Below are 3,527 nucleotides of genomic sequence, written 5' to 3'. Positions count from 1 at the left end.
GTGGCGGCGGGGCCGGTTCCGTTAGCGCGATCGGCGGTACCGGCGGCAATGGCGGCGCTGCCACCTCCACCGTGAACCCCACCACACAGAGCGGCGGGAACGGCGGGATTGGCAGCGCGGGAACCGGCGGTGGTGGCGGCGGCGGAGCCATCGCCAATTTCAGCCCCGGCAGCGGTAGCGGCAGCCCCGGCTCCAGTGGTTCGGCCGGCGGCACCGTTGCCCAGCGAGCCGCCCGCGAGGCCGCCGGCGCCGCCTCCTCCGCCGCCGCCGGGGGTGCCGCCAAAAAGGCCGCCGGCGCCACCGGCGCCGCCCGTCCCGCCGCCGCCGCCGAAGCCGGTGGCCGTGCCAGTGCCGGTGGTGGTTGCGGTGCCACCGGCACCACCGCTGCCGCCGGTCCCGCCGGTACCACCCGTGCCGCCGGTGCCGGAGCCGAAGCCAGCGTTGCCGCCAAAACCGCCGGTGGCGCCGCCGCCACCGCCGCCGCCCCAGACCGACGTGTGGGAGGCGACGGTGGCCGTGTTGGCGCCGCCGTTGCCGCCGCTACCTCCGTTGCCGCCGTTGCCGCCGTTGCCGTTGATTCCGCCGTTGGGGGTGCCGCCCCCGTTGCCGCCGTTCCCGCCGAAGGATCCAAAGCCGCCAAAACCACCGTTGGTGAGGTTGGCGCCGGTGCCGCTGGCGCCGTCGCCACCGTTTCCTCCCTGGCCACCTTTGCCGCCGGCGCCGCCGGTGGCGCCGATGCCACCCGCGTTGCCACCGTTACCGCCGTTAGCGCCTATGCCGCCGTTGCCGCCGAAGTGGGCAGTGCCCGCCGCGCCGGCTGCACCGTTTCCACCCACGCCGGCATCCCCGCCGGCGCCGCCGTTGCCCGATGTTCCGCCGGTCCCGCCGGTGCCGACCGCCCCGCCGGCCCCACCGGCCCCACCGGCGCCCGAGCTGCCGCCGTTGCCGCCGCCCGAGCCGGAATCCGGGGCACCCGAGCCGCCGTTGCCGCCAAGGCCGCCTTTGCCTCCGGTGGCGCCACTGCCGTTGGTGCCGCCGCTGCCAGCGTTACCGCCATTGCCGCCGGCGCCGCCTTGGCCACCGCTGCCGCCGCTGTGGCCGGTGGAGTTCGTGCCGGCCGCGCCGTTGCCGCCTGCGCCGCCTTGGCCGCCGTTACCGCCGTTGCCCCCGCCAGTGCCGCCGACGGCGGCGCCGCCGGCACCTCCCTGGCCCCCGGCGCCGCCGTGGGTGCCGTTGCCGCCGTTCCCGGTGCCGTTGCCGCCGTTGCCGCCGCTGCCACCGTTTCCGCCGTTTCGGCTAATGCCGTTGGTGCCGGCAGTGCCGCCGTCGGTGGCGGTGCCGCCGCCCCCGGCCGCCCCGCCGTTGCCGCCGCTGCCGCCATGACCGCCGTTGTTCACGACGCCTGCGGCGCCGTTGCCGCCGTCGGTGGCCGTGCCGCCGTTGCCCCCGTTGCCGCCGTTGCCGCCGCCGACACCGCCGACGCCTGCGCCGCCGCTTCCGCCCCAGCCGCCGTTACCTCCGTTGACTCCGTTGGAGCCGTTGCCGCCGTCGCCGGTGCCGTTGGCGCCATTGCCGATGCCGTTGCCGCCGTTGCCGGCGTTGCCGCCGTTGCCGCCGAGACCGTTGGTACCGGCGGCTGCGCCGACGGTGCTGCCAGCCGGGCCGGCGTTGCCGCCGCTGCCGCCGTAGCCGCCGCCGCCGCCGGAATTGCCGCCAGTGCCCGAGGCGCCATTGGCACCAGCGCCGCCGTTGCCGCCGTTACCGCCGCTGCCGTTGGTGCCGGCGGCGCTGCCGGCGTTGCCGCCGGTACCTCCGGACCCACCGAAACCGCCGCTGCCGCCGTACGTGCCGGTGCCGGCGATGCCGGTGCCGCCATCGCCACCATTGCCGCCGGATCCGGCGTTGCCGCCGTTGCCACCGATACCGCCAGTGCCTGCGTTACCGCCGTTGCCGCCGTCGCCGCCGGAGCCGCCGCCACCGCTGTTGAAGATGCCGCCGCTTCCGCCGTTGCCGCCTTGGCCGCCAGCGCCGCCGTTGCCGCCGTTGCCGTTGGCGGCGCCCACTCCGCCCGCATTGCCGCCGATACCACCGGAACCGCCGTCTCCGGCGTTGCCGCCGAAGTGGCCGCTGCCGGCTAGACCTGCAGCGCCGCTGGCACCACTCCCGCCGTTACCGCCGTTGCCGCCATTGCCCGCGGTCCCACCAGTGCCGTTGGAGCCGACCGCTCCGCCGGCCCCGCCCTTTCCGCCATTACCACCGGACCCGCCGTTTCCGGCGCCAGTGCCGTTGTCCATGCCCGCGGTCCCGCCGTTGCCCGCCAGGCCGCCGTTACCACCCAGGCCGCCCGAACCGTTGGTACCACCGGCACCGGAATTGCCGCCGGTGCCGCCGGCGCCGCCATCCCCGCCATCGAACCCGGTGCCGCCGGCCGTCGCAGCGGCACCCGCGACGCCGACATCACCGGCGCCGCCGTTGCCTCCGTTGCCTCCGTTGCCGCCGGTGCCTGCGTTGCCTGCGGTGCCGGTGGCGCCGGTGCCGGTACCGGCCAGGCCGCCCGCGCCTGCGTTTCCGCCGTTGCCTCCGGCGCCGCCGGTCTGGCCGATGCTTCCGACGCCTGGGTCGCCGTTGGCGCCGTTGCCGCCGAGGGCGCCGTTGCCGCCCAGGCCGCCTGAGCCGTGGGTGCCGCCGGCGCCTGCTGAGCCGCCCTGGCCGCCCGCGCCGCCCGCACCGCCGGCAAACCCGGCCGCGCCTGGCGTCGCCGCATTGTCACCGGCCCCACCGTTGCCGCCGACGCCGCCGTGACCGCCGGTGCCGGCGTTGCCCGCCGCGCCGGCAAACCCGAGTGATGAGGCACCACCAGCGCCGCCGGCGCCGGCGGCCCCACCCGCGCCGCCAATACCACCCATCCCGCCATCGGCAGCAAAACCCACGCCGGTACCACCGGTCCCGCCGTCCCCGCCCAAACCGCCAGAGCCGCCCGCGCCACCGGTCCCACCCGCGCTGAACAGTCCGAAGGCGCCCCCGCCGGCTCCGCCGCTACCACCGGAGCCGCCCGCAAGACCGGTGGCGCCGGTCCCGCCGCCTGGAGCACCTGCGGCACCCGCAATGCCCGCACCGCCGGAACCGCCGGCCCCGCCCGCGCCTCCAGCCCAGCCCACCAATGCTCGACTTGCCCCGCCGGCCCCGCCGGCTCCGCCGTTCCCGCCTGCAATGCCGATTGCGCCAGCAGCGCCCATGCCGCCGGCGCCGCCGGGTCCACCCGAGCCGGCTAGCAGCCCGCCCGCACCGCCAGCCCCGCCATTACCACCTGACCCGCCGGGCACGACCGCCGCGCCGCCGGCGCCGCCAGCCCCGCCCAAGCCCACCAACCCGGCTGCCCCGCCGGCTCCGCCGGCACCACCAGGTGCTCCGGACCCACCGTTGCCGCCATTACCGATCAAAATTCCCCCCGGCCCGCCTGCCTGCCCGGTTCCCGGCGTCCCGTTGGTGCCGTCGCCGATCAACGGTCGCCCGAGCAACGCGTTAGT

Annotated in this window: 1 pseudogene; it reads right to left on the bottom strand. The window is 77.4% G+C overall.

Going from position 1 to position 3,527, the window contains the following annotated elements:
- Positions 1–3,302: 3,302 nt before the first annotated feature.
- Positions 3,303–3,527 (bottom strand): annotated as a pseudogene (locus BST27_RS35165) (PGRS repeat-containing protein); the annotation flags it as partial.

This window comes from Mycobacterium intermedium (assembly GCF_002086275.1).
GTDB lineage: Bacteria > Actinomycetota > Actinomycetes > Mycobacteriales > Mycobacteriaceae > Mycobacterium > Mycobacterium intermedium.
Note: the sequence above shows the minus strand (reverse complement) of the source record. Positions and strands in the feature narration are given on the sequence as shown.